This is a genomic window from Lewinella sp. IMCC34183 (genome assembly GCF_003390915.1).
Classification (GTDB): domain Bacteria; phylum Bacteroidota; class Bacteroidia; order Chitinophagales; family Saprospiraceae; genus Neolewinella.
Genome location: NZ_QMEM01000003.1, coordinates 296,806 through 322,507, shown reverse-complemented (window position 1 = coordinate 322,507; position 25,702 = coordinate 296,806). Strand labels below are relative to the sequence as shown.

Annotated in this window: 22 protein-coding genes; 9 read left to right on the top strand and 13 right to left on the bottom strand. The window is 63.4% G+C overall.

Features of this window, described 5'->3' with window-relative positions:
- Positions 1 to 23 precede the first annotated feature (23 nt).
- The 4 genes from DQG19_RS08880 to DQG19_RS08865 form a co-directional block, all read right to left on the bottom strand.
- Positions 24 to 527 carry an RNA polymerase sigma factor gene (locus DQG19_RS08880; protein ID WP_099105240.1) on the bottom strand — a complete coding sequence of 168 codons (504 nt, stop codon included), beginning with the start codon at positions 525 to 527 and terminating at the stop codon, positions 24 to 26.
- Between the two features lie 190 nt (positions 528 to 717).
- On the bottom strand, positions 718 to 1,206 hold the full coding sequence (locus DQG19_RS08875; RefSeq protein WP_116125902.1) for a DUF4920 domain-containing protein: 489 nt from the start codon (positions 1,204 to 1,206) through the stop codon (positions 718 to 720).
- Between the two features lie 10 nt (positions 1,207 to 1,216).
- Complete coding sequence (locus DQG19_RS21190) at positions 1,217 to 1,648, bottom strand: hypothetical protein (RefSeq protein WP_198661695.1); 432 nt, start codon at positions 1,646 to 1,648, stop codon at positions 1,217 to 1,219.
- Positions 1,649 to 1,731: 83 nt separating this feature from the next.
- Positions 1,732 to 3,645: an OmpA family protein gene (locus DQG19_RS08865; protein ID WP_198661694.1), complete on the bottom strand. Its 1,914-nt coding sequence runs from the start codon at positions 3,643 to 3,645 to the stop codon at positions 1,732 to 1,734.
- A 235-nt stretch (positions 3,646 to 3,880) separates the two neighbouring features.
- On the opposite strand from DQG19_RS08865, the gene DQG19_RS08860 reads away from it, so the two are divergent.
- From DQG19_RS08860 to DQG19_RS08845, 4 genes are read left to right on the top strand one after another with little or no spacing between them, the layout of a single operon-like run.
- A complete protein-coding gene (locus tag DQG19_RS08860) occupies positions 3,881 to 4,798 on the top strand; it encodes a hypothetical protein (RefSeq protein WP_116125900.1) in 918 nt (305 codons plus the stop codon).
- A gap of 45 nt (positions 4,799 to 4,843) precedes the next feature.
- On the top strand, positions 4,844 to 5,587 hold the full coding sequence (locus DQG19_RS08855; protein WP_116125899.1) for a phosphatase PAP2 family protein: 744 nt from the start codon (positions 4,844 to 4,846) through the stop codon (positions 5,585 to 5,587).
- A gap of 8 nt (positions 5,588 to 5,595) precedes the next feature.
- A complete protein-coding gene (locus DQG19_RS08850) occupies positions 5,596 to 6,516 on the top strand; it encodes a DnaJ C-terminal domain-containing protein (RefSeq protein ID WP_116125898.1) in 921 nt (306 codons plus the stop codon).
- Between the two features lie 21 nt (positions 6,517 to 6,537).
- Positions 6,538 to 6,822, top strand: a complete 285-nt coding sequence (locus DQG19_RS08845; protein ID WP_116125897.1) for a chaperone modulator CbpM — start codon at positions 6,538 to 6,540, stop codon at positions 6,820 to 6,822.
- A gap of 12 nt (positions 6,823 to 6,834) precedes the next feature.
- Here the strand turns inward: DQG19_RS08845 and DQG19_RS08840 are convergent, their stop codons facing one another.
- Positions 6,835 to 7,677 (bottom strand): O-methyltransferase, encoded by an 843-nt coding sequence (locus tag DQG19_RS08840; protein WP_116125896.1) that lies wholly within the window; start codon positions 7,675 to 7,677, stop codon positions 6,835 to 6,837.
- Positions 7,678 to 7,739: 62 nt separating this feature from the next.
- Here DQG19_RS08840 and DQG19_RS08835 point away from each other — a divergent pair, with 62 nt between their 5' ends.
- On the top strand, positions 7,740 to 8,240 hold the full coding sequence (locus DQG19_RS08835) for a GreA/GreB family elongation factor (protein WP_116125895.1): 501 nt from the start codon (positions 7,740 to 7,742) through the stop codon (positions 8,238 to 8,240).
- On the opposite strand, the gene DQG19_RS08830 is transcribed toward DQG19_RS08835, so the two are convergent.
- Both DQG19_RS08830 and DQG19_RS08825 read right to left on the bottom strand, forming a co-directional pair.
- On the bottom strand, positions 8,237 to 8,788 hold the full coding sequence (locus DQG19_RS08830) for a hypothetical protein (RefSeq protein WP_116125894.1): 552 nt from the start codon (positions 8,786 to 8,788) through the stop codon (positions 8,237 to 8,239). The two genes, DQG19_RS08835 and DQG19_RS08830, sit on opposite strands and share 4 nt — an antisense overlap.
- A gap of 3 nt (positions 8,789 to 8,791) precedes the next feature.
- Positions 8,792 to 9,268 carry an RNA polymerase sigma factor gene (locus DQG19_RS08825; RefSeq protein WP_116125893.1) on the bottom strand — a complete coding sequence of 159 codons (477 nt, stop codon included), beginning with the start codon at positions 9,266 to 9,268 and terminating at the stop codon, positions 8,792 to 8,794.
- 136 nt (positions 9,269 to 9,404) lie between these two features.
- Between DQG19_RS08825 and DQG19_RS08820 the strand changes: the two genes are divergently transcribed.
- Positions 9,405 to 11,189, top strand: coding sequence for a DUF885 domain-containing protein (locus tag DQG19_RS08820; protein ID WP_116125892.1), 1,785 nt, complete (start codon positions 9,405 to 9,407; stop codon positions 11,187 to 11,189).
- 7 nt (positions 11,190 to 11,196) lie between these two features.
- Here the strand turns inward: DQG19_RS08820 and DQG19_RS08815 are convergent, their stop codons facing one another.
- Positions 11,197 to 14,340 (bottom strand): WD40/YVTN/BNR-like repeat-containing protein, encoded by a 3,144-nt coding sequence (locus DQG19_RS08815; protein WP_116125891.1) that lies wholly within the window; start codon positions 14,338 to 14,340, stop codon positions 11,197 to 11,199.
- An 85-nt stretch (positions 14,341 to 14,425) separates the two neighbouring features.
- Positions 14,426 to 14,956: a YdeI/OmpD-associated family protein gene (locus DQG19_RS08810; protein WP_198661693.1), complete on the bottom strand. Its 531-nt coding sequence runs from the start codon at positions 14,954 to 14,956 to the stop codon at positions 14,426 to 14,428.
- A gap of 227 nt (positions 14,957 to 15,183) precedes the next feature.
- On the opposite strand from DQG19_RS08810, the gene DQG19_RS08805 reads away from it, so the two are divergent.
- The gene (locus tag DQG19_RS08805) at positions 15,184 to 15,693 is read left to right on the top strand and encodes a DUF6155 family protein (protein ID WP_116125889.1); all 510 of its coding nucleotides are present in this window, start codon (positions 15,184 to 15,186) and stop codon (positions 15,691 to 15,693) included.
- Here DQG19_RS08805 and DQG19_RS08800 read toward each other — a convergent pair.
- Positions 15,665 to 16,594 carry an AraC family transcriptional regulator gene (locus DQG19_RS08800; protein ID WP_116125888.1) on the bottom strand — a complete coding sequence of 310 codons (930 nt, stop codon included), beginning with the start codon at positions 16,592 to 16,594 and terminating at the stop codon, positions 15,665 to 15,667. The genes DQG19_RS08805 and DQG19_RS08800 overlap by 29 nt on opposite strands.
- Before the next feature lie 246 nt (positions 16,595 to 16,840).
- Here DQG19_RS08800 and DQG19_RS08795 point away from each other — a divergent pair, with 246 nt between their 5' ends.
- Complete coding sequence (locus DQG19_RS08795) at positions 16,841 to 18,364, top strand: aldehyde dehydrogenase family protein (RefSeq protein WP_116125887.1); 1,524 nt, start codon at positions 16,841 to 16,843, stop codon at positions 18,362 to 18,364.
- Between the two features lie 77 nt (positions 18,365 to 18,441).
- Complete coding sequence (locus DQG19_RS08790) at positions 18,442 to 18,783, top strand: DUF779 domain-containing protein (RefSeq protein ID WP_116125886.1); 342 nt, start codon at positions 18,442 to 18,444, stop codon at positions 18,781 to 18,783.
- A 77-nt stretch (positions 18,784 to 18,860) separates the two neighbouring features.
- Here the strand turns inward: DQG19_RS08790 and DQG19_RS08785 are convergent, their stop codons facing one another.
- The 3 genes from DQG19_RS08785 to DQG19_RS08775 all read right to left on the bottom strand — a co-directional run bounded on the left by DQG19_RS08785 (position 18,861) and on the right by DQG19_RS08775 (position 25,595).
- Positions 18,861 to 19,337: a flavodoxin family protein gene (locus DQG19_RS08785; RefSeq protein ID WP_116125885.1), complete on the bottom strand. Its 477-nt coding sequence runs from the start codon at positions 19,335 to 19,337 to the stop codon at positions 18,861 to 18,863.
- Positions 19,337 to 22,639, bottom strand: coding sequence for an isoleucine--tRNA ligase (ileS, locus tag DQG19_RS08780; protein ID WP_116125884.1), 3,303 nt, complete (start codon positions 22,637 to 22,639; stop codon positions 19,337 to 19,339). The genes DQG19_RS08785 and ileS overlap by 1 nt, the downstream gene beginning before the upstream one ends.
- 508 nt (positions 22,640 to 23,147) lie before the next feature.
- Complete coding sequence (locus DQG19_RS08775; protein ID WP_116125883.1) at positions 23,148 to 25,595, bottom strand: HRDC domain-containing protein; 2,448 nt, start codon at positions 25,593 to 25,595, stop codon at positions 23,148 to 23,150.
- Positions 25,596 to 25,702: the final 107 nt, after the last annotated feature.

Genomic DNA, 25,702 nt, shown 5'->3' with positions numbered 1-25,702 from the left:
TGACGCTGCGTCGTGGGTATTGATCAGTTACGATTACCGATCATGCCCTTCATCTTCTGGCGGGCCAGGAAGATTCGGCTTTTGACGGTGCCGATGGGGATATTCAGGTGGGCGGCGATCTCCTTGTACTCATAGCCCCGGTAGAACATGAGGAAGGGTACGCTATAGATTTCACCGATGGTGCTCATCATGCGGTTCAGTTCCTTCAGTCGCATGTCGTGCTCACCCTGGTTAGGGATAGCGCTGGTGCTTTCGAGGGCGAAGGTGAAGGTCTCGATAGGTTGGTTCACGTGCTTGCGACTTTTTTCTTTGCGGTAACGGTTGATGTACGTATTGCGCATGATGGTGGATACCCAACTTTTGAAGTTGGTGCCCATTGTAAATTTATCCCGGTGGCGGTAGGCCCGCATGCTGGTTTCCTGCATCAGGTCCTGAGCGTCCTGGTGATTGCGGGTAAGCCGCAGAGCGAAAGAGAAAAGCAAGTTTTCAAGCTTGTTAATCTCCTGGGTGAATTCTTGATTAGTCATGTTGATAGCTACTGTTTGTTTGGGTGGTGGCGGGTGCCACAATTACTCGGTTAGGAGGTATCAAACGCCGTGCCAAAAACGTAGCTAACTGTAAATCAATAGCTTGTAAAAGGAGCGATTACTGCGGTACGTACTAAATGCGGGAGTATGACTAAATACAATCATCTTTCCGCCAAGTCCGTGTTCTCACTTATTTCACGCGTACTCCATCGGCCAGAAAGCGGAGCTCCCGGCGGGGTTCAGTGATCGCGGCGACGGCTTCCGCGGACTGGCCGCCGTCCTCCGCCAAATGGCGCAGTTCGTCGACCGGGACCACCTCATAGTAGGCGATGCCGTCCATTATTACCTCTTTGCCCCCGAGGTCCATGGGCACAAAGAATCCGTAATCCTTGAATTTTACCATCATGGACTCCCCCCCGCCGGTCGGCAGGGTCATCCAGCATCCTTTGGCCTGGCAGACCTCGGCCACGGTACCGCTTACCGCGGTGGCCACCGTGTCGGTGAGTTCTTCCGTGGAGTAGGTCGCCAGCAGGTCGGAGGCGGGGAGGGGGGTAATGTCCGTAGAAAGCACTGCGCCGTACTCCGTTTTCGCCTCCGGTTCCTTTTCCGCCGGCGGCTGTGGGTCTGCCGCACAGGCGGTAAGAGCGATGGAAAACAGACTGAGGGCGAGCAGGCGCATGGCAGGTGGTTTATTGGTAGGCTACCAGGTCGGTGATGTAGCTACCGGTGTATCCGGCATCCTCGAGTACCGACTGCAGGGCCACCGCGTCTTCGCGCTTGGAGAAGCTGTCGCGGCTTTCCACCACCCAGACCTGCTCACAGGGCCGGTAACGGGCTACGAGGGTAGGGTGGAAGGGATATTCGGAGGGGTCCGTATACCGCAAGATAGCCACTTGTACCTTGTACTCCCGGGTCGGGGTGGTGGCAAACTTGGGCAGGGCGGCGGCGGGCTCGCTGCCGTAGGTGGAGGGCGATTCGGCGCAGTAGCTCGGGGGCATGCTGGCGGCAATGTCCTGTGCAACGGAGGAGGTGTCCTGCAGGATCATCGTGGCGGTGGTATCCTGGGCGGAAAGTCCGACGGACAGGATCAGGGCAAGGGTCAAAAGGGTAGGGTAACGCATGGTAGTAAAGTGGTAGTGGATCAGTAACGTGAATGTGAATAAGGACGGCGTGCCCGTAAAGGTTCGGTCTGCGCAGCCCATACTCAACGAAGCCGTACGTGGATGCTCACTTTGCGGTTTTGCCGACGATCCGCGGCCGCTTTTGTTTCACCGCGGCCCTCCGTCGTAATGCGGTCGGCGGGTATCCCCGCTGCCCGCAACAGCTCCGCTACCGCGTCCGCACGCCGTTGACTCAGGTGCCGGTTGAAGGCATCTCCCCCCGTTTCGTCGGTGTAGCCTAGCACGATCACCGCGGCGATTCGGTCTAGGTCGATTCCCCCGAGAAAACGGTCCAGATCGTCCAGCTCGCCCCGCAGGGGCGTTGCCTGCTCGAAGCCGAAGAGCATGTCCAGCACCACTTCCTCCTCCCGCACGGTGGTTTCGGCGGGTGGTGGTGGCGGTGGAGCGGCGGGCCCGGCCGGGCGCCGGAGCCGCAGGTCGATGCGGTAGGGTGAGCGGTTGTCCCACCGGGGCACGTCGAAGGTCCGCCGGTAGGGGGCGTACCCCGCCCGGTCGACGGTCAGGGGCAGTCCCTGGCCGGGGGGCGCGCAGATAAAGAACCGGCCGGCGTAGTTGGTGCGGAATACGTCACCGCTCGCGAGCGGTACGGCCTGGTCGGCCACGGGGGCTCCGGTGAGGCTGTCGGTGACGTAGCCCGAAACGTACGTTACTTCCCGCCCCGTCAGGGACGCTCCGAGGCGGAAGCGATAAATATCCAGTCCGCCCGCCCCGCCGGCCCGGTCGCTGGCAAAGTAGCCGGTGCGTCCGTCGGGAGTAAGGTGGAAGCCGAGCTCCCGCGAAGGGCCGTTGATGGGCGGGCCGATGTTGACGGCCGGGGTCCAGCGACCGGAGGTGGGATCGCGGCGGCTGAAGTAGATATCCTGATCGCCCAGGCCCCCATGACCCGTGCTGGAAAAGTAGAGGGTCTCTCCGTCGTTGCTGAGGAAGGGGGCTTCCTCGTCGCCCGGGGAGTTAACGCCCGCGCCCAGGTTTACGGGTTCCGACCAGCCCCCGTCGGGTAGCCGGCGGCAGGCGTAGAGGTCGCTGCCGCCCACGCCACCGGGGCGCGTGCTAGCGAAGAGCAGCTGCCGGCCGTCGCAGCTGATGGCCGCCTGGCTGTCCCAGGTGGCCGAGTTCAGGTGGTCCGGCAGCTTGGCGATGCGCTCGATGCGTCCGTCGATGAGCACGCCGGCGTGCAGGTCGCAACTCCCGCCCGAGGCTACCTCGTGGCAGAGCGTAAAAAAGATCGTCTCCCCGTCACGGACCAGGGTGCACATGCCCTCCGGCTGCTGGGTATTGAAGGTGCCGAAGCGGGAGGTAGTGAACGTTGCACCCGCGCGCCGCCGCCGCCCGGTGATGAGGTCCTCGTCGCCGTCGGCCGACTGCCGCGTGAAGAGGACCCCCGTCCCGTCGTTGGTGAAGAAGGGGAAGTATTCGTTGAGCGGCCCGTTGATCTCGGGCCCCAGCCGCTCCAGTTCCGAGGCGTGTACGTAATTAAGGCTGTCGCTGGTGATCTGGGCGGACAGGATGCGCTGCCGCAGCTCGTGCTCCAGGACGAAGGCCTCGGTACCCGCTTCCTGCTCGCCGGGCAGGCCGAAATCGCCCCGGTCGCGCGCCTGCAGCGCCCGGAACCGCTCGAACCATTCGAGCGCCGTGCGGGGCTCTCCGTTGCGTAGGTAGACGTCGCCCACCTGATAGTAGAGCAGGCGGGAGTAATTGGAGTCGCGCCGCAGCACCTCGTGGTAGGCGGACAGGGCTCCGGCGGGATCTCCCGCCAGGTCGCGAGCCACCCCCAGCAGGCGGCGGGCGGGGAGAAAATCGTTGTCGTGGTCTACGGCGGCTTCAAAGAAGCGGACGGCGCGTCGGGGGCTGCCGTCGAGCAACTGCTGTACGCCCCGGTCAAAGGCGGATACGGCGCGGTCGCGCGCCGGAGCCTGGCCAAAAAGCGGTCGGGCCACGAACAAGAGGAGCGAAAGTAGTATTAGGTAGGTGCTCCGCATGCCATTCTGAGAAAGGACTGGGGGGCTTACTAAAAGCTTGGGCTCCGCCCCGGAGGACGGAGCCGCAAGTACAATGAGTGCATTAGTAAACTATCGACGCTAATGTAGGCACTTTTTAACACTTTGCCCCGCCCGTCGCCCCGATGACGGCCGGGGCATTACGTTTTGGAGCCCGGACCGCTACTTTTGCCCTATGCACCCGTACCGTTTACTCCCTTTCCTTTCCCTCCTGGCGGCCGCCTGCGCTCCTGCCACCCCCTCCTCCACTCCGGCCACCGCTACCCCCGCCGCCCCATCGGTATTCTCCGGGGAGCTCGGACCGTACTGGTACCGGGGGGAAGCGGAACTGAGCGTCTACGACCTCGAGCAGGCGCGTTACGGGGAGCTGCGGGAGGGGGAGGCCGTACTGATCCAGGTGACCGAGCCCTTTCTGGTGGGGCGGCAGGTAAAGGACGAGGGCGGTGGCACGGGCGAGGCGTCGACCACCGTACTGAAGACCAACCTGATCCGGCGCTTCGTGACCGGCATTTACGACTACTCCCTCATGACCTCCGTCTTTACCCCGACCGACGGACAGGCCTATCCCCGCACCCTGAAGGTGACCACCAGCAGCCAGGACTGGTGCGGGCAGAGCTATACCCAGCTCAACCAGGCGGGGGGCGCGGAATGGCGGATGCAGCTGCGCAGCTACTTCGAACGCGAGGGCGACCGCGACGAACGCCTGGAAGCCGACTTCCTGGAGGACGAGGTCTTCAACCGCATCCGGATCGGTGGAGAGCTGCCCACCGGCGAATTCGCCGTCGTCCCCGCCACCGGCTACCTGCTCATGACCCACCAGGAGTACCGGGCCTACCCCGCCCGGGCCACGGTGGAGCCCGGCGGCGACAGCCTGCGGGTGTATTCGCTTACCTACCCCGACCTCGACCGGGAGCTCACCGTCACCTACGACCTGGCGCCGCCCTACGTGATCCGCGAGTGGACGGAAACCTATCCCAGCCGCGATCAGCGCCTGACCACCACCGCCAAGCTGCGCGCCCAGAAAACCGAGCCCTATTGGTCGGAAAATGCCAACGCCGACCTGCCGTTGCGGGCGGAGTTGGGGTTGAGGTAGCACAAAATCAGGCTCATCCGGTTGACGTACTCACAAGGTCCTTACATGTATCGGTTACTGACCCAGTTATTTTTAGTTATTGCCCTGCTCGTCGGCCAGGTATTGCCGGGGCAGGGGTTGACCTACGACCCCAGCAACGCCACCAACGCCGTACTGCTGGGGCTCGGGGGCACCCTCACGACCACCTCGGTGATGCTGGATCGCCGGGTGATCCCGCTTACGGAGGACGATGTCGGTGTACTGGAGATCAACAAGATCCCCGGTATCGACATGTTTTCCACCCGCCACCTGTCGCTGGGGGCCGACGAGATCACGGACAAGTTGCTGCTGGCCAGTTTTGCCAGCCCCTTTTTCCTGCTCCTGGACCGTCCGGGCCGGCAGAACTTCGACGCGCTGGCGCTCATCGTTTTCGAGGGGGCCATGATCAACTCGGGGCTCATCAACCTGACCAAGGTGCTGGTCCGCCGCCCGCGCCCCTACAATTACAATCCGGACGCCCCCCTGGATACGAAGCTGAAAAAGTCGAGCCGCTACTCTTTCTTCAGCGGCCACAGCGCCACGACGGCCTACTTCGCCATCACGACCGCCAAACTTTACAACGACCTGTATCCGAACAGCGCCGCCACGCCCTACGTATGGTTGGGGGCCGCCCTGTTGCCCGCCGCCGTGAGTTACGGGCGCATGCGGGCGGGCCGTCACTTCCTCACCGACGTGCTGGTCGGCACCGCCGTCGGCACGATCATCGCAATTGCAGTACCCAGCCTCCACCGGGCCGGGGCGGAAAACTAGCCTCCTCCATGGCACAGTTCATCGACTACTACCAAACCCTGGGCGTCGACAAGGGCGCCGACGAAAAGCAACTCAAAAAGGCCTTCCGCAAACTCGCGCGGCAGTATCATCCCGACGTCGCCCCCGACGACCCGGAAGCCGAGCAGAAATTCAAGGCCGTCAACGAGGCCTACGCCGTGCTGTCCGACCCCGAAAAGCGCGCCAAGTACGATAAGTACGGCAAGGACTGGGAGCACGCCGAAGCCTTCGAGCAGGCCCAGCAACAGCGGGGCGGCGGATTCGGCGGCGGTAACCCCTTCGGCGGACAGTACACGTACACCGGCGGCGGCGGCGAGGGCGCCGATTACTCCGACTTCTTCCGCGACATGTTCGGGGGAGCGGGCGGGGCCGCGGGTGCAGGGTTTGGCGGGGGAAGGAGCCGGGCCTTCCGGGGTCGGGACATCGAGGCCGAGCTGCGCGTTCAGATGCGCGACATCCTCGAAGACAACAAACAGGTACTCACCGTCAACGGCAAGCAACTCCGCGTCACCATCCCGGCGGGCGTCGACGACGGGCAGACGCTGCGGCTACGTGGCCAGGGAAGTCCGGGTGCCGGCGGCGGGCCGGCGGGCGACCTGTACATCACCTTCCGGGTAGAAACGCCGGCCGAATACCGCCGCGACGGGGCCGACCTCTACCGCTCCGTCGACGTGGACCTCTACACCATGCTGCTCGGCGGTAAGCTCACCGTCGATACGCCCACCGGGGCCGTCAACCTGCCCGTCGCCGAAAACACGGCCAACGGTAAAACCGTACGACTGAAGGGCAAGGGCCTGCCGAAGTACAAATCGGGCGGCAACGGAGACCTGTACCTCGACCTCAACGTGCACCTGCCCGAACGGCTGAGCCCCGAAGAAAAGGAAACCTTCACCCGCCTGGCCGGCCGCTAGCCACCAAGAATCCCACCGATCATGAATACCGGAGTATCCTACATCACGATCCAGCAATTCTGCACCTTCCACCAGTGCGAGACCGTCATCATCGAGGAGTTCCTCGACCACGGCATCATTGAGGTGCACCGGCAAAAAGAGGTCGTACTCATCCCCCAAAATCAGGTACCCCGCATCGAACGGGCCCTGCGCCTGCGCAACGACCTCGGCGTCAACTCCGCGGGCATCGATATCATCCTGCGGCTGATGGAGCACATCGAGGGCCACCGGTGGCGGGAGGTGGACGACATCGAGGACTTCGAGTAGGCGTTCGACGCCTTAAAAGAATCCTACCCGCCACGGCTTCCACCGCGTGCGGATCAGGGTGAGGTGCGGCCCGTTAAGCTCCGGCCGCAGGAACAGCAGGCCAAAGTGGTATACATCGAGGGAGGCGGTAACGCGGGTCAAGGACTTGAGCTCGGCCCAGGCATCTTCCATTTCCGGCGACCAGTGGATATCGGCCACTACGATCACGCTTTCGTTGTCGGCCCGTTCCAGCAGGCGTTCGACGTAGGCTAGAGTAGGCAGGCGCCGGTGGTCGCCATCGAGGAACGCTAGCAGGCGGTCGGGCGCCGCCGGTCCTTTCTCGGCGGCGGTGAACCACTCCTCGAAGGTACCCGTATGCGGTTGCAGGGCCGCGGATACTCCCACCCGCTCGAAGCTGGTACGGGCCAGGGCCGCCACGTCAGGGTTGCCCTCTACGGTCTGCAGGGGGATGCGGGTATCCGCCAGGTGAAGGTACAGGGTAGACACGCCGGCGTTGGTGCCCAGTTCTAGGATCCGGTCGGGGCGGAGCCAGAGGACCAGCCGAAACAACAGACGGCCGCTGGGGTCGTCGATGGCGTTGCTGGCCACGAGGCTGGCCGCGGTACGGCGGTCCGCGGAGGTGGTGCGGCTGGGGGCACCCAGTTCCCGCAGGGGGATAAGCTGCCGCTGCGTGCGCCAGAAGGCGCGCAGTTCCTTGATGCGTACAAAGGCGTGGAAGTCGCGGTCGTCGTAGGGCACCCGGCGCACGAAGTCGCTCAGGAAGGGAGAGTGCACGTCGTAGCGGGTCCGTGCGCGGCCGTACCACCGCAGGGCGGAGGTGACACGAAACCACCAGTACCGCGGAGCAAGCCTCATGGGCGCAATGATAAGGGAACTCCCGTCCGCCCGCCACCGTTACCCCTAATAAAGTAACAGACATGTCAAGAGGCTTCGTAAAGGAATCAGACCAGGAAGAACTGCCCATCATTCCGCTTCGCTCCCCCCTCCCCGCGGGAGAGACCAACTACGTGACCCCGGCCGGCCTGCAGGCCCTGGAGGAGGAAAAGCGCTTGCTCGAAGCCGAAAAGAACGACCTGCCCGGCGACAACGAGGACGAGCGCCGCCGCGCGGGCACCGTCATCGACGGTAAGCTCAACCTGCTAAACCAGCGCATCGTCTCGGCCCGCGTTCTGCGGCCGGACGACCAGCCCCAGGACGAGGTACGCTTCGGCGCCCACGTCAAGCTGCGGCAGCAACCCGGCAACCGGACCCAGGAATTTCAGATCGTGGGCGTCGACGAGGCCAACGTAAAGCAGAAGAAGATCAGCTTCACCGCCCCCATCGCCCGTGCCATCACGGGCCTGCGGGTGGGCGAGCGGGCCGACTTCCGGCTGGGGGCGGAAACGCGTAAACTAGAAGTACTGGAGGTGCGGTACTAGGCGGTAAGTTCCGCCAGGGTAGTCCGCAGTTTGCCCAGCCGATGCTCCCATATCCGGTACTGGATGTAGATGGCGAGGGCGGTCCAGGCGATTAGGGTACCGATGGCCCACAGGCGCACGGATGCGAAAAGATCCGGTACGCTGGACATCAGGAATCCGAAGAGTACCAGAAGAGAGGCGGCGCGCAGGCCCATCGAATACCTGCTGTAGGCGGTCAGCCGGACGAGTTGGTCCCGAAGGGCCACGACTACCGGACGGTCACCGATGGGCCGGGCGGACAGCTGGTACCCCAGGGCGGCGTGCGCGATGAGCAAGATGAGTACTCCGGCCAGGGCGAAGCTCCAGAAGAGGGGACGTTGGTCGCCGTCCAGCCCCGTGTAAAAGAGAAACAGGAAAGCGGTCCAGCAGCATACTTCGAGCACCAGCTGCCGACGCAGATCCGTGAGCGTGGGGTGGGACCAGCTCCGCTTCAAATTTTGCCGGGTCCATTGGGGGGTGGGGTCGGCGGGGGTATCCTGCCAGTGTTGCTTTGCGGTATCGAGGTCCATAATCTAGGGATTGAGAAGGGTTTTCAGTTTGGTCTTGGTGCGGTGCAGCTTGACGCCGACGTGGTTGGCGGTGAGGCCGAGGATGCCGCCGATCTCTTCGTGACTGAGGTCTTCGAGGTAGAGAGCTACCAGGGCGCGGTCGGCGCGGTCGAGCTGGCGGATGGCCGCAAAGAGGCGGCGGCGCGCCTCGTTCTCCGGTGGACCGGACGGAGCCGCGGGTTCCGGGACGCTGTCCAGAAAAGCGATGCGCGGTTCCCGCCGCCGAAAGCGGCCCAGGGCCGTATTCAGGGCTACCCGGTACATCCAGCTGCTTATCCGGCTATCGCCCCGGAAGGTGGGGAAGGACTTCCAGAGCTGGTAGGTCATCTCTTGTACGAGGTCGTCGCGGTCGGCAGTGGTGTCTGCGTAAAGCCGGGCCACCTTCAGGAGGATGCCCCCGTGATGGTCGAGTAGTTCGAGAAATGCGTTTTCGTCGTTCATCAGTGGGTAAGTTGCCGTAAGCGTGGAAATCTTACAGGTGGGAGGCATTTTTTTCCCTGCCGATTTCGCCGGCGGGCCGGCAGTTGCGCCGCACCTGCGTCCCCGCGCTATATTTGAGCGCTCAACCTTACCCCACATGACCGTTCGTATCCTCCTCGCTTTTTGTCTGTTGTTTGTGCTGGCCTGTGGGCCGGACGCTCCGGAAAATTCGACCCAGGCCGGCTCTTCCGTCGTTACGGCCAACTTCGACAGCCTCCTGGCCGGCTACCAGGAGGGGCGGCTGCAACTCAACCCCATAGAGGCGACTATGCTGGGCGACGCGCGCTACAACGACCGCCTGCCGAACCTGTTCTCGGAGCAGTACCGGGAAGAAAGCCGGGGGTTTTACCAGGACTACCTCAGCCGCCTGATGAACATCGACCGCGGGGACCTCGATCCCACCGCGCAGGTCAGCTACGACGTACTGGAGTGGGAGCTGAGAATGGCCCTGGAGGGAGCGGATTTCCGTACCGACCTGCTGCCCCTCAACCAGTTCACGGGGCCCCACCTGATGATCGGGCAGCTGGCAAGCGGGCAGGGCGCCCAGCCCTTCCAGACCGTGGAGGACTACGAGAACTGGCTGGCCCGCGTGGAGGACTTCGCCGTGATGATGGACACCGCCCGCAACAATATGGAACGCGGCGCGGAGCAGGGCTACCTGCTGCCCCGCAGCCTGGCGGTAAAGTTGCTGCCCCAGCTGGAAACGCTCTCCGCCGAACCGCTGGAGGAGCACCTGTTCTACGGTCCGGTGACCACCATGCCCGATAGCTTCCCCGAGGCCGACCGCGAACGGTTGCGCACGGCCTACCGCGAGATGATCGGCCAACGCATCATTCCGGTCTTTGCCGACCTGGAAAGCTACGTGCGCAATACCTACCTCCAGCAGGCGCGGGAAAGCAGCGGCATCGACGCGATCCCCAGCGGCGAGGCGTACTACAACTACCTGATCAAGCTGTACACCACTACGGATATGACGGCCGACGAGATCCACGAGCTCGGACTGAGCGAGGTGGCCCGCCTGCGCAGCGAGATGGAGTCGGTAAAGCAGGAAGTAGGCTTCGACGGCGACCTGAACGCCTTCTTCGACTACGTGCGCACGAAGCCCGAACTGATGCCCTTCTCGGAGGCCGACCAGGTGATCGATAATTTTAACGCCATCTACGACCGGATGAAGCCGCAGCTGGCGCAGCTCTTCAACAACGTACCGAAAACCCCCTTCGAAGTCCGGCGTACCGAGGCCTTCCGCGAAGCCAGCGCCTCGGCCGAGTACAACCCCGGTAGCCAGGACGGCAGCCGCCCCGGTATCTTCTACGTACCGATCCCCGACGTGGCGGCCTACAACACATTCAGCGACGAGGATCTTTTCCTGCACGAGGCCATCCCCGGTCACCACTACCAGATCAGTCTCACGCAGGAGAACGAAGACCTGCCCGCCTTCCGCCGTAACCTGTGGTATAGCGCCTACGGCGAAGGCTGGGCCCTGTACTGCGAGAGCCTGGGCAAGGAACTGGGGCTGTACGAAGACCCGTACCAGTACTTCGGCATGCTCAGCGCGGAGATGCACCGGGCCATCCGCCTGGTCGTCGATACCGGCATCCACAGCAAGGGCTGGAGCCGCGAAAAAGCAATACAGTATAGCCTTGACAACGAAGCCGAAAGCGAGGCCAGCATCGTCGCCGAAATCGAGCGGTATATGGCCATCCCCGGTCAGGCCCTCAGCTACAAGGTCGGACAACTGAAGATCCGGGAGCTGCGCGCCCGCGCCGAGGAGGAGATGGGCGACGATTTCGACGTCAAGGCATTCCACGACCTGGTCCTCCAGGGCGGCTGTCTGCCGCTGGCGGTCCTGGAGGACCAGGTGGATGCGTGGATCGCGGGCTAAGGGCGCCTTACCGCCGGCTCTGCGGCTCGCTTCCCGGCACGATCAGCGCCGGCAGGTCCAGTTCGCGGTGAGTGGCGTTGAAGCCGGCTACGTCCTCGGCAATGATGCGGTCGAGGATGCCCTGGTAGTTCTCCCAGTCCTGCCGCAGTTCCGCCAGTCGTTCGCGGGCTCCCCGGGTGACAACGGGTACCGGTCCGTCTACGCGGCTCTTCAGGCTCATCAGTTCCGCGCTCAGGCGGTTCGGGAAGTTGACCACGTCCTGGAAGGTTTTCTGATCGGGCTGGATCAGGTTGTTCTCCCATTCGGTGATGCGGGCGACGATGTCTTTGCCCTTCGCGACCAGGTCGTCGGTGCCGGGCATATCGGTCAGATTGGTATTGAGGGCCTGCACTTGGTCGCGCACGTGGCGCATGCGGTTAACGGACTCGTGGATGTCGCGGGCGACGTTTTCGGCGCCCCGCATCAGATCGGCCTGGGCGGTGTACTCGGCTGATGTGGCATCAATGTTCGGATCGGCGAGAATATCGGCCTGGGTAGTCACCGTGTCCATTGGGGTAGCGAGCCGCAGGGTGTAGGTCCCGGGCGCGACGAGGCCCCCACGGTAGTCGCCGAGGACGAAGACGCCGTCGACGGCGGGCAGGGTAGCACGGCGCAGGTCCCAGTTGAAGCGGTTGAGGCCTTCCTCGGCCGGCAGGGCGGCGGGCGCGGGTGGGCCGCCCGGCCAGCTTTTCGCTTTCGCGGGCTGGCTGCTGTAGCTGCGGATCACTTCGCCGGTACCGTCGAGAATGTCGAGCGTAAGTGCCGCGCTGTCCAGGGCTTCCGGCAGGTAGTAGTCTACGATGAGACCGGCCGCTGCGTTCTCCCCATCTCCCTGCTCCATGCCACCTCCCGAGCTCAGGGTGTAGCGGTAGGTCGGTTTGGGTTCTACGATAGCGAGGGATTCCGGCATCTCGCTGCCCAGTTGCTGGAGTGCTCCGAGGTCGTCGAGCACCCAGAAGGCGCGGCCGGAAGTAGCTACGATCAGGTCGTTATCGTGTACCACGAGGTCGAGGATCGGCGCGTCGGGGAGGTTCATCTTCGGCTTTTCCCAGCTTTTGCCGCCGTCGAAGGATAGGTAGAGGCCGCGCTCGCTGCCGCCGTAGAGCAGCTCGGGCCGCTCGGGGTCCTCACGGATGACGCGCACGAACTCCTCGGGACCGAAGCCCGCATCGATGCGTGTCCAGCTGGAGCCGTAGTCGGTGGTCTTGTAGGCTTCCGGGGTGAAGTCGTCAAATTTGTAGTTGGTCACCGCCAGGTACGCGGTACCGGGACGGGTAGGCGACACCTCGATGGCGTTCACCTGGTGCTCGCCCATATTGGCGGGCGTGATCTCCTGCCAGTCGCCGCCTTCGTTGCGGGTCACCCACACGCGGCCGTCGTCGGTGCCTACCCAGAGTTCACCGGCCTGGTGGGGGCTGGCCGTCATGTAAGTGATCGTACCATAAATCTCCCCGCCGGCGCCCTCGTTGGTGAAGGGCATGCCGCCGTCGACCAGCTTGCTGGTGTCGTTGCGGGTCAGGTCGGGGCTGATCTCCGTCCAGCTGCGGCCCCTATCCGTCGTCTTCAGCACCTTATTGCCGCCGTGGTAGATCACGCTGGGGTCCTGCGGTTGCGCTACGATCGGCGCGTTCCAATTGAAGCGGTACTTCATTTCCGAAGGTGGGGTGGCGAGGCCCGCGACCGGCGTGGCCATCACGTCGACCTCGGTGCCCGTCTGGTTGTCGTAGACCGAGATATTACCCTGGTAGCTGCCGCCCATCACGTAGCGGGGGTCTTCCGGGTCGAAGGCCAGGAAGGCGCTCTCGCCGCCGGCCGTGGGGTGCCAGTCGGAGGTGGTGATGCCGCCGCCGCGGGTACGGGAGACGATGTCGACGGCGCTGTTGTCCTGCTGGCCGCCATAGATCCGGTAGGGGACCTGGTTGTCGGTGATCACGCGGTAGAACTGTGCCGTAGGCTGGTTGTCCTGGCTGCTCCAGCTTTGGCCACCGTCGAAGGTGATCGCCGCGCCGCCGTCGTTGCCGAGGATCATGTTGTCGGGGTTGTCCGGGTTGATCCAGAGGTCGTGCTGGTCGCCGTGGTTGACGGCGATGGTCGAGAAGCTGGCACCGCCGTCGATGGAGCGCAGCACGGGCGCGTTCAGCACGTATACTTCATTCGGGTTGACCGGATCGGCGAAGATCTCGATGTAGTACCAGGCGCGGGCTACGGTGATTCGGTCCTTGCTGGTCTGCTTCCAGGTCTTGCCGCCGTCGTCGCTACGGTAGACGCCGCCGGTGTCGCCGGCCGCTTCGATATTGGCGTAGACGCGCTCCGGTTGGGCCGGGCTGACCGAGACGGCCACCTTACCGAGGGTATCGGGCAGGCCTTCGGTAAGCGGCTTCCAGGTAGTGCCACCGTCGGTGGTCTTGAAGATGCCGCTGCCGGGGCCGCCGCTGCGGACGGTCCAGGGGTAGCGGAGGTGGTCCCACATACCGGCGTAGAGCACGCGCGGATTGCTGGGGTCCATGCTGAGGTCGGCCGCGCCGGTGGTGGCATCGACGTAGAATACTTTCTCCCAGTTTTGGCCACCATCCGTGCTGCGGTAGATGCCGCGGTCCTCGCTGTCGCCGTGGACGGCCCCCTGCACGGCTACGTAGACGTGGTCCGGATCGCTGGGGTGTACGATGATCTCAGAAATATGGCGGCTGCCTTCCAGGCCGAGGTGCTCCCAGGTGTCGCCCGCGTCGTTGCTGCGGTAGACGCCGTCGCCGGCCGAGGTCATTACGCCCCGTACGGCGTGCTCGCCCGTGCCGGCATAGATCACGTTGGGGTCGGAGGGGGCTACGGTGAGGGCACCGATGGATCCCGTATTCAGCTGTCCGTCGGAGATGTTTCGCCAGGTATTTCCGGCGTCGTCGCTACGGAAGATGCCGCCGCCCACGCCGCCGAAGTAGTAGCGCAGCGGGTGGCCGGGCACGCCGGTGACGGTGTTGCTGCGTCCGCCGCGGAAGGGACCGATGTTGCGAAACTCCAGGCTTTTGTAGCGCTCGCTGCGGGTAGTGTCCTGCACCCCCTGGGCAGGGGCCAGCAGCGGTAGGAACAGGAAGACAAGCAGGGTAGTGAGTGATTTCATAGTCTCGATTTGCAACCAAGATAAGCGGCCGTGGCGGGCGGGGCCGCAGGTGCCGGGAAATTTTCCGGCGGCGGGGCGGGTCCGGTTACCGGTTATCGGCCTTGATCCAGGCATTTAGCTCACGGTAGTCGAGCTTGCCGTTTACATGTTTGAGGTAGTCGTGGATCTGCACGCACTTCTTCGCGCGGGAGTCGGGCCGCTTGAGCTTGTCGATCTGGTACAGCAGGTTGCGCTGGTGTCCGGGTGTAAGCTGGTGGAAAACGGCGCGGGCTTCGGGGTCGAGGTCCCAGAGTTCCGTGACTTCGGCGGGAACCGCCATCCCGTAGTCGCTGTCGTCGGGCCGCAGTTCGAGCGTTACCTGGTCGCCGACGTCGAGTCCGAACTGCTTCCGTACTTCCTTGCTGACGGTGAGGAAAAAGTCGCCCCGGCCATCGTTCATCAGGCCGCCGTGTACCTCGCCCGCTCCGTTGATCCGGCAGATGATGCGGGTAGCGTTGTGTTCGCGTTCCAGTAGTTCCGCCACCGCCGTTCGGGGGATGAGGAATACCGTGTGGTACACTCCCGCGTAGGAGGTGCCTTGCTCGGCCTCGGTCAGGGGTACGGTGAGGGTGGTCATGCTTCTTACTGTTTTACCAAGATCGGGATTTTCTACTTCGCCTCTCGTCGCCTTCCCCTCGCCGGCGACTACTGGACCGGCGACTAGCCCACCGGCGGCTACTGGACCGGCCACTAGTGGCCGGTCCAGTAGCTTGTCGGACCAGTTCGCCAAATTTAACATTGGGGTAACATTGGAGCCCCCCCCACCAACGATTCCGCGGGCCGGCAGTACTTTGCGGCCCACCCATGAAGCGAGATTTCAACAAATTACTCTCCAGCCTCACCGAAGAGGAGCTCCGCGAGGAACTGCAACGCCTTTACGCCCGCTTCCCAGTGCTGCGGGAGTACTACCAGATGGAGCTCGGCGATGCCAAAAAGGTGGTCGACAAGTATAAGGCCGCCCTGCGCAAGTCCTTCTTCCCCGCCCGGGGACGGGGGAAGCGGGGTCGGTCGCAGTCGCGGAAGATCATTAAGAAATTCGCGGAGGTATCCATCCACCCGAAGGACCTGGTCGAGCTCCACTTCTACCGCGCCGAGCTGATGGCCGAGTACATCAACGCGATGCGCGTCGACAGCGATGCCTACCACGACAGCACCGTGAAGGCCTTCGAAGAAGCCTGCGCCATGGCGGAACGTGAGGTGCTCCTCGAAACCTTCGCCGACGGGGCCCGGCAGCTGACGGAGCTCTTCGAGGGGCAGCGGCGCGACCGGCGGTACAGCTTTTTCCCTACCTATCGCGCATACTGGGAACGCTGAGGACCACCTGCTCCTCCTGGTACGCGCCCGGACTGCTCCCATAGTACTCGCCGAAGGCGCGCGTGAAGTAGCTCACGCTGTTGAAGCCGCAGCGCAGGGCCACGTCCCGGATACTGCGGCCCCGGTCGAGCAGTAGGCTGGCGGCCAGCTTCAGCCGCTCCTGGTTGATGAACTCCACGGGGGTGCAGTCGAGCTCGTTGCGGAAGGCCCGGTAGAAGCCCGACTCGCTCATGCAGGCGATGCGGCTGAGCTGGGCCACCGTCAGCTTTTCGTCGAGGTGGTTGCGAACGTAGGTGATCACGGCGGCCATCGGGCGGCTCGTCGCGTGCTGGGCGGCGGAGCGCAGGTGCAATGAACGTGACTCGGACTGTACGATCCGGATCAGCAATTCGCGCAGGTGCATGTTGACGAAGAGGTTCTTGGAGGGGTGGTCCTCCGCGCAGAGGAACACGAGCCGCTGCAGCAACTGGGTGATGGCCGGCTGCTGGGTAAAGTGGAAGTTGTAGTCGGTGGTCGTCCATTCGGTGCCGTCGGCGCGGGGGCGCCGCTCGTTCATCAGCCGGACCACGTTAGCCATTTCCACCTCCTCCACGGCCAAGGCGAGGCACTTCGTGGGCTGCCGCTCGGTGGCATCGGGGAAATCGATCACCATGCGTTCGGCGGCGGGCAGCAGGATGGACTCCCCGGGCAGAAAGGCGAAGCCGGGGTCCTCACGCAGGTGCATGATCTTGCGTCCGCGGATCATGCTGGCCAGTACCGGCTGGTCGAATTTCAGCTCCACCGCCTCGGCCGCCGCGTGGGTCTCGAAGAGATTGAGCTCCAGCGATTCCAGGCTGTAGGTCGTGCGGTTCTCGACGAGTGTCTGCAGGTCGGTGCGGCGAAGGTTGTTAGTGTGCAGCATGGTGCGTAAAATACGGAACGATGGCGGGTTTATGGGGCCTGTGTCCTTATAATATAGGGTAGATATCCGGATATGGCGAGGATTGTAGCATTCTACAAGTGCAATGCAGGATTGTGCAACGAATTGGGATATAGGAAGGGTAGATTGGTAGAACCAAAGCAGCCCAACCTTCTAAAGGACCCTGCACCCGCGTCCGCGCCCCCCCGGCGACGGGCCGTTTTACCATCAAAAATCTAAACGACGATCATGAGCACTACCGCAACCAAAGACACCAACACGCTGACCAAGCCCAAATTCAAGGAGCAGTACGAGAACTTCATCGGCGGCGAGTGGGTGGCCCCGACCAACGGCGAATACTTCGACAACGTATCGCCCGTCGACGGCAACAGCTTCACCCGCATCCCGCGCTCTACCAAGGAGGACGTGGACAAGGCCGTCGCCGCCGCCTGGAAGGCCGCCGAGTCGTGGAACAACACCTCCGCCACCGAGCGCAGCAACCTGCTGCTGAAGATCGCCAACGTCATGGAGGAGAACCTTGAGGTGCTGGCCCGCGCCGAGACCTGGGACAACGGCAAGGCCATCCGCGAGACCCGCGCCGCCGACATGCCGCTGGCCATCGACCACTTCCGCTACTTCGCCGGCGTCATCCGCGCCGAGGAGGGGGGCGTGGCCGAACTGAACAGCGACACGGTGAGCATGAACATCTGGGAGCCCCTGGGCGTGGTCGGACAGATCATCCCCTGGAACTTCCCCATCCTGATGGCCGCCTGGAAACTGGCACCCGCCCTGGCCGCCGGCAACTGCGTGGTACTGAAGCCCGCCGAGCAGACGCCCGTCGGCATCCTGCTGCTGATGGAACTGATCGAGGACATCCTCCCCGCCGGCGTCCTGAATATCATCAACGGATTCGGCGTCGAAGCCGGTAAGCCGCTGGCCAGCCACCCCGACATCAACAAGATCGCCTTCACCGGCGAGACGACCACCGGCCAGCTGATCATGCAGTACGCCTCCAAGAACATCATTCCCGTAACCCTGGAGCTGGGCGGCAAGAGCCCCAACGTCTTCATGGAGAGCGTGATGGAGGCCGACGACGACTTCTTCGACAAGTGCCTCGAAGGTGCCGCCATGTTCGCCCTGAACCAGGGTGAGGTCTGCACCTGCCCCAGCCGCCTGCTGGTACAGGAGTCGATCTACGACAAGTTTATGGAGCGCTTCATCGACCGCGTGGAGGCCATCAAGATGGGCCACCCCCTCGACCCCGACACCATGATGGGCGCCCAGGCCAGCAACGACCAGTACGAGAAGATCCTGAAGTACATCAAGATCGGTAAGGAAGAGGGCTGCGAGGTCCTCACCGGGGGCGGTGCCGCCCACGTGGACAGCCTCTCCGGCGGCTTCTACGTCAAGCCCACCGTACTGAAGGGCAACAACAAGATGCGGGTGTTCCAGGAGGAGATCTTCGGTCCGGTGCTCTGCGTGACCACCTTCAAGGACGAGGCCGAGGCCATCGAGATCGCCAACGATACGCTCTACGGACTCGGTGCCGGCGTCTGGACCCGCGATATGCACGAGGCCTACCGCCTGCCCCGCGCCATCAAGGCCGGGCGCGTCTGGGTGAATTGCTACCACGACTATCCCGCCCACGCTCCCTTCGGCGGCTACAAGAAGTCGGGTATCGGCCGCGAGAATCACAAGATGATGCTCGACCACTACCGGCAGACGAAGAACATGCTGATCAACTACAGCAAGGCCAAACTTGGGTTCTTTTAGGATTTACGTCTGAATGTATCCATCTGATTGTGGCCGGCCGGTACCTACCGGTCGGCCCTTTTTAATTTATCCTTACCATGCCACAAGTAGCTATCACGGACCGCGCCCGCGCGGTCATCGACCAGTTGAGGGAAACACACGGTCCCCTCATGTTTCACCAGAGCGGCGGCTGCTGCGACGGATCCTCCCCCATGTGCTTCCCGGAGGGGGAGCTGATGATCGACGACAACGACATACTCCTCGGTGAGGTGCACGGCTGCAAGTTCTACATGTCCAAGTTTCAGTACGAATACTGGAAGCACACCCACCTGACGCTCGACGTAACGGAAGGCCGGGGGGCGAGCTTCTCGGCGGAGATCCCGCTGGGGCTGCGCTTCGTGATTGACTCGCGATTGATGACTGCGGCGGACGGGGATTAGTACAGTAGTCTAGTAGTATCGTATTCGGGTGGCTCGGCGCCTTGCGGTATCCGCGGCCTGTGTGATACTCCTTTACACTAGCTGAACTCCTGCAGGTCTACGCGGGAGCCCCGCACCCAGCCGTGATACTCCGGGCCGTACGACATACCGAGGTAGTCCGCGGAGAGACGGAAGGGTTCGTAAAACCCGGGATTGACCTTCTGCTCGGCCGAGCAGGAAAGTACGCCCATTTCCTTGCCCCGCAGGCGCCGACCCAGGTCCTTATGGAAAGTCAGCAGGTCGGTGAAGCGGTCCAGGAAGTCCTTCATGCCGCCGCTCATGCTGTACCAGTAGACGGGGCTGGCCAGGATGACCCGGTCGTAAATGACGATCCGGCGGGCGAGACTAAGGAAGTCGTCGTCGTCCGGATAGTCGTTACCGTAGTCGTAGGGAGCAATCCGGTGGTCCAGCAGATCGATCAGTTTGCCTTCGGTGCGTTCCTCCAGTTCGCGGGCCGCGGCGGCGGTATTGCCGTCGCCCCGGGCGCTGCCCACGATGATCAGTGTCTTGGCCATCAGGCTTGGGGCTGGGCTACGGTAGACAGGGACACCCGCGCCTCGGCCGCACCGGGGAGCTCAAAGGGCTCGGCCGCTACGTCGTCGGCGAATGCGAGGTGATCGGCCAGTGTTTCCTCCATAATGTAGTCGCGGTGGGCGTCCACGGCCTCCCGCACGTCCGCGGACGTCTGCAGGCGCAGGTCGATCCGATCGGTCACTTCTAATCCGGAATCCTTGCGCAGGTTCTGGATGCGGCTGACGAGCTCGCGGGCTACGCCCTCCCGGGCCAGTTCGGGCGTGACGTTGACGTCGAGGGCCACGGTCAGCTCACCGTCGGTGGCGACCTTCCAGCCGGGGATGTCCTCGGTCAGGATGTCAACCTCGGCGGCGGTGACGGTAACCGCTTCGCCGTTCACGTCGAGGGTATAGGCGCCCTGCCGTTCCAGGTCGTTGATGGCTTCGGTAGACATACCTCCGATGGCCGCCGCCGCGGCCTTCATCTGCTTGCCCAGTCGCTTGCCCAGGACCTTGAAGTTGGGTTTGATCGTCTTCTTGAGGAAGCCGTCGTCGGTGAGGAATTCCACTTCCTTGATGTTGGTTTCGGCGCGGATGATGTCCGCTACGTCGGCCACCCTCCGCCGGAACTCGGCGTCGAGGGCGGGTACCAGGATCTTCTGCAGCGGTTGCCGCACGCGCAGCTTTTCGCGCTTCCGCAGGCTCAGGACCAGCGAGGAAATGCGCTGGGCGTAGGCCATGCGGCGTTCGAGGTCGTCGTCGATGTGGGAGGTGTCGGGTGCGTCGAGCAGGGTCAGGTGAACGGAGGCGGCACGGTCTTCGTGTGTGTCCGGCAGCAGGTTGCGGTAGAGCCAGTCGGAGAAGAAGGGGGCCACGGGCGACATCAGCTGGGCGACCCGGGTGAGGCAGGTGTGCAGCGTCTGGTAGGCGGCGCGCTTGTCATTGGTCATTTCCCCGCGCCAGAAGCGGCGGCGGCTCTGCCGCACGTACCAGTTGCTCAGCTCGTCGTTCACGAAGCTCTCGATGGCCCGGCAGGCGGGCGTGGCGTCGTAGGCGGCCAGCTGGGTGGTGACTTCGCGGGTCAGGCTGTTCAGGCGGCTGAGCACCCACCGGTCGATTTCGGCCCGCTCATCGTGCGCCACGGGCGTATCGGCGGTCGGGTCATAGGTGTCGATGTTGGCGTAGAGCGCGAAGAAGCCGTAGGTATTGTACAGGGTACCGAAGAAGCGCCGCTGTACCTCCCGGACACCCTCGAGGTCGAACTTGAGGTTGTCCCAGGGCGCGCTGTTGGCGATCATGTACCAGCGGGTGGCGTCGGCGCCGTAGGTGTCGATGGTCAGGAAAGGATCGACGGCGTTGCCCAGGCGCTTGGACATTTTCTTGCCGTCCTTGTCCAGCACCAGGCCATTGGACACCACGTTCTTGAAAGCGACCGAGTCGAAGACCATCGTGGCGATGGCGTGCAGGGTGTAGAACCAACCGCGGGTCTGGTCGACGCCCTCGGCGATGAAGTCGGCCGGGAAAGACCGGTCGAACACCTCCTTGTTCGCGAAGGGGTAATGCCACTGGGCGTACGGCATGCTGCCGGAGTCGAACCAGACGTCGATCAGGTCGAGCTCGCGCGTCAGCCGCTGGCCATTCTTCCAGAGAATGACCTCGTCGATGTAGGGGCGGTGGATGTCCTGCGGCACTTCCTGGTTGAGGCCGAGTTCCCGGTTGGCCAGGCTGATTTGCTCCTCCAGCTCGGTGAGGGAGCCGATGAAGACCTCCTCCGCGCCGTCCTCGCTTCGCCAGATCGGCAGGGGGATACCCCAGTAGCGGCTGCGGCTGAGGTTCCAGTCCTGCAGGTTTTCGAGCCACTTACCAAAGCGGCCTTCCCCGGTGCTGGCCGGCTGCCAGTTGATGGTGCGGTTCAGCTCCTGCATCCGCTCCTTGACGGCGCTGGCCTTGATGAACCAGCTGTCGAGGGGGTAGTAGAGTACGGGCTTGTCCGTCCGCCAGCAGTGGGGGTAGCTGTGGTTGTATTTGGCGACGTTGAAGGCCAGGCCGCGCTTCTTCAGGTGGACGGCGATGTCCACGTTCACGTCGACGTAGTCTTCCTCGTCCTTGTAGTTCTTTACGTAGCGACCGGCGAAGGGGCCGGCGTCCTCCGTGAATTTGCCGGTCTTGTCGACCAGGGTCAGGGAACCGATGCCGTTGGCCTTGCCGACCTGCATATCGTCCGCACCGAAGCTGGGAGCGGTGTGTACGATGCCCGTACCGGCTTCGGTGGTCACGAAGTCACCGGGGATCACGCGGAAGGCGTCGCCGTCGGTCGGCATTGCGCCCGGCAGCAGCTGCTCGTAGCGGAGCCCCACGAGCTCGCTTCCCTTGAAGGGGGCGCTCTTCTCCGACACCATGGGCTGGTTGTGGCCGCCGAACCACTTGTCGACGAGGGCATCCGCCAGCACTACGGTGATGGGCTCACCGCTGTAGGGATTAGTGGTCTGTACGCGAACGTAGTCGATGTCCGGGCCTACTGTGAGGGCGGTATTGCTGGGCAGCGTCCAGGGGGTGGTGGTCCAGGCGATCAGGTAGGCATCGTTGAGGGCCTGGGTTGTTGCGCTGTTGGGTTCTGGCGGCACGGCTTCGCCGGCACGCCCGGACGTATCAACTCCCGGACGCAACAACCGGAACATCGCCACCACCGTAGTATCCGTCACGTCCTGGTAGGCCCCCGGCATATTCAATTCGTGGGAACTCAGGCCGGTGCCGGCGGCGGGGCTGTAGGGCTGGATGGTGTAGCCCTTGTAGATGAGGCCCTTGTCGTAGATCTGCTTGAGCAGCCACCAGACCGACTCCATGTACTCCCGCTCGTAGGTGATGTAGGGGTGGTCCAGGTCCACCCAGTAGCCCATCTTGCGGGTGATGTCGTCCCAGCGGTTCTTGAAGCGCATGACGGTTTCCCGGCACGCCTGATTGTAGTCGTCGACGCTGATCTTGGTGCCGATATCCTCCTTGGTGATGCCCAGCTCCGACTCGACCTTCAGCTCGATGGGCAGGCCGTGGGTGTCCCAGCCCCCCTTGCGTTCGACGCGCTGTCCCTGCAGGGTGTGGAAGCGGCAGAACAGGTCCTTGATGGTCCGCGCCATCACGTGGTGGATCCCCGGCTGTCCGTTGGCGCTGGGCGGGCCTTCGTAAAAAACGAAGGTGTTTTCGGTAGGCCGTTCCTCGATACTGCGCCGGAAGATGTCGTTGTCTTCCCAGAAGGCCAGGATCTCGCGGTCGATGGCGGGCAGGTCGAGGGTCTTGAATTCCTTATACATAGCGGGGGATTGGGGGGGCAAAAATAAAAAAGCTCCGATGGGGCGGTTCCGTCGGAGCTTTCAGTGCGTGGCGTACGATAGCGTTCCTACGGACAACGGGTGCCGTCGGTAATTATGCCGTCGATGATGCTGCGTACTGACATGATGCAAAGGTAACGAATCCCCGGCAGGCACGGTTGCGGGAGGGATCGGCGAAAAAAGTATCCGTCGGAAGAAAAAAATTTGTCGGATCGCTTGGCGGCAATTAAATTTATTTTACCTTAACGGTAGGAAATGGCGGTAGAATATCCTGCTGCCCTTTTCAAGATTTAGTTTTCATTTGGTTTTTTGGGGTTATTGGGAGGCAACTTGTTGCCTCTTTTTTTATGCCCCGACCTCACGGGTCAGGGATCGTGGTTCCGTCGGGAACAAGGTTTCTGCCCCCCCGGCGGTGGTGGCGTTCCCTAGGACGGATGCTGCGAACGGGACCGAAATCCCTCTTCGCCCCGACCAGGATCCGGAAAAATCTTTATTCCTCGGCTTTCACCCCGCTGTCCAGGGCCGCGCCCGCCATCCGGATCTCATCGTAGCTGTAGGTGCCGCCGAAGTGATCGAAGACCGGCTTCCACCCCTCTCCGCTGTAGGTACTCAGATACGTGGTGAGCGCGGTAAGCCGCTCCGGCGGAAGGACATCCTCGGCCCGTAACTCCCCTTCCCGGATCCAGTACAGGAGGTGTCCGTTGATGGTGCCCTCCGTAAACCCCCGGTCCGCAGCGATCTCGGCGACCGACTTTCCCCCGCGGAAGGCCGCCAGCGTCACTGCGCGCGTCGGACTGGCCGGCTTCGCCGGCGTAGGATCCGGCAACTCCAACTGTCCGGCGGACAGGTCCAGGTCGTGCTCGCCGGCGTACGCCTCCACCAGGGCAAGGAGGTCGGCACCGTAACGCTCGAAGGATCGCTTTCCCACGCCGGATATGGACAATAGGGCATCGCGGTCACCGGGCAGGGTATCCGCGATCCCCAGGAGCACGGAGTTGTGCAGGATGCGGTACGGGGGAATATCCGTGGCGGCGGCCTGGGCGGTGCGCCACTCCGTCAGCCGCTCGTACAGGAGCGGGTGGCGGGTGGTTTTGGGGACGGAGCGGCGGGGCGTGGCCGTACGGTCCTGTTTGGCAAATTCCAGCGTGGCATCGGCCCGGGCGCGGACGTAGCGGTCCGGGTCCAGGCCGCCCTCCAGCGATTCGAGTCCACGCAGTTTCAAGAGCAGGGAGAGCCCGGCCTGCTTGAGCCGCTCACTGACGGTCTCGTAGACCTTTTGGTTGTCCGACATGAACGACAGCTGTCCCAGCTCTCCGTACAGTTCCCGGAGCCGGGGCAGCAGGTAGGCCCGCGCCTTTTCCAGGCGGCCGGTCAGTTCGGCGTGCTCGGCGGGCAGTTCATCCGCCCGCGCGTATCCGTTCAGTTGGAGCGAAAAGCCGCGGCACACCTTCGCGATCTCCTCCAGGCGCGGACGTATCTCGCGCACCTCCTCCAGGGCCTCACCCTGGACGGCCTTCTCGTGCTCAAAGAGGCTCCGTTCGAGGCGGGCCAGGCTTCGGCCGACCGGCTCGAAGTCGAACAGGTCCTGCAGGCAGTTGAGTTGGTAGATACGCCTGTCTTCCCGCAGGTCTGCGTCAGTGGGCGCCTCCCGTTCCGCGCGGGTGGAATAGTCGCTGACGACCCGGTCCGTCCGAACGCTTTCGTCTCCGATGCGGCTCCGCAACACGATCCCTTCGAACGTCTTGCACCGGCTGAGGGCTACGTAGACCTGCCCGTGGGCGAATGCCTTGGCCGCGTCAATGATGACGCGCTCGAAGGTCAGGCCCTGACTCTTATGGATCGTGATGGCCCACGCCAGGCGCAGCGGATGCTGCTCGAAGGTGCCGATCACCTCGTCGGTCACCTCCTTGTTCTTCGTCAGTTCGTACTTGCGGTTTTCCCATTCGACCGGCGTTACCTGGATGGGCTCCTCGTCGTCGGGGCAGTCCACCGTAATCCGGTCCCCGGCGATGGCCGTGATGCGCCCGATCTTGCCGTTGTAGTAGCGGTGCTCGGCGGTGTCGTTCTTGTTGAACATGACCTGGGCGCCGACCCGAAAGGTCAGCTTCGGATCGTTGGGGTACATCGATTCCGGGAAGTTGCCGCCGACCCGCGCCTCAAAGGTGAACGCGGGCGTGGAAAGGGTCGCCAGCTGCTGCTCGTTGATGGCGTCCGCCGTCCGGTTGTGCGAGGTCAGGGTGATGTAGTCATCCCCGGCGGGGGGCGTGAAGTCCGGACCCAGGTACCGGGAATTCAACCGGGCCAGGCCTTCCGGGCCCAGCCGGTCGTGGCGCACCGCGTTGAGCAACTCAATGAAGTCCGCGTCCGATTGCCGGTAAATGTGCCGCAGCTGCACCGTCCGCACGCCCGCCTCCTTCAGTTCGCGGCTACCGAAAAAGTAGGGGGTAGCGTAGTGGAGGCGCAGCTGGTCCCAGTCGGCGTCCCGTACCACCGGCGGCAGCTGGTGCAGATCTCCGATCATGAGCACCTGCACCCCGCCGAAGGGGCGGTCGTTCCCCCGGTACTTGCGCAGCACGGCCCCCATGGCGTCCAGTACGTCGGCCCGCACCATGCTGATCTCGTCGATGATCAGGAGGTCGAGGCTCCGCAGCACTTCCACCTTCTTGTTGCTCAGGCGGTGCTTGCGCAACTCGGCGGTGAGCCGGTCGGGGGCCAGTACCCCGAACGGCAACTGAAACTGACTGTGGATGGTGACGCCCTTGGCGTTGATCGCGGCGACGCCCGTCGGGGCCACCACCACCTTGCGCTTGACGACCTCCTCGCGCACCCGGTGCAGGAAGGTGGTCTTGCCCGTCCCCGCCTTGCCCGTCAGGAAGATGTGGCGGTCGGTTTCGCGGATGAAGCGGTAGGCGAGGTCAAGTTCCGGATTGGTAGACATGATTCTTCGTTTTGCGTTCGGCCCGCAAGTACGGGCGGCGGAGCGCGGGTGCGGCGTCTTTAAACGTATATAATCGATTATAGACGTTTACGTACGTTTATTCGCCG